This is a genomic window from Mesorhizobium sp. M0437 (assembly GCF_040321335.1).
Lineage (GTDB): Bacteria > Pseudomonadota > Alphaproteobacteria > Rhizobiales > Rhizobiaceae > Mesorhizobium.
Genome location: NZ_JAMYRK010000261.1, coordinates 1 through 590, shown reverse-complemented (window position 1 = coordinate 590; position 590 = coordinate 1). Strand labels below are relative to the sequence as shown.

The window sequence follows — 590 nt, the reverse complement described above, 5'->3', positions numbered from 1 at the left end:
CAAACTAGCAGCCGCGGCGCGGCATCCGCGAGGACCTGCCGCAGCCGCGCGCAGGGATAGGCCGGGTCCAGCGGCAGATAGGCGCCGCCGGCCTTCAGGATCGCCAAGACACCCACCACCATCGCCAGGCTGCGCTCCAGGCAGATCGCCACTGGCTGATCCGGCTTCACCCCGAGCGCGATCAGATGATGGGCCAGCCGGTTGGCCCGGGCGTTGAGTTCGCCATAGGAGAGCGCCTCGTCCTCATGGACCACCGCCACCGCCTCCGGCGCCTGGCGCACCTGTTGCTCGAACAGCTCGTGGATGAAAAGATCCGACGGATAGGCCGCCGCCGTCCGGTTCAGATCCTCCAAAAGGTAGGTCCGCTCCTCGGGCGACAGCAGTTCAATCCGGCCGACCGGCAGCCCGGCATCGGCAACCACAGCGCACAACAGATTCTGCAAATGCTGCGTCATGCGGTCGATCTGCTCCGGTGCCAATCGACTTGCATCAAAGTGCCATCGAAAGCTCCCATCCAGAGCGCAAAGCTCGAATGTCAGCAAATCACCGGATAGGGTTGTCTCAGAACTCGCGTTCGAAGCTAGATCGCC

The 590-nt window shown here is 64.1% G+C and carries 1 protein-coding gene; it reads right to left on the bottom strand.

The features are described 5' to 3' along the window. Nucleotides 1–455: AMP-binding protein (locus NKI72_RS35360; protein WP_352852311.1), on the bottom strand; the 455-nt coding region annotated here is incomplete at its 3' end. Between the last annotated feature and the right edge of the window lie 135 nt (nucleotides 456–590).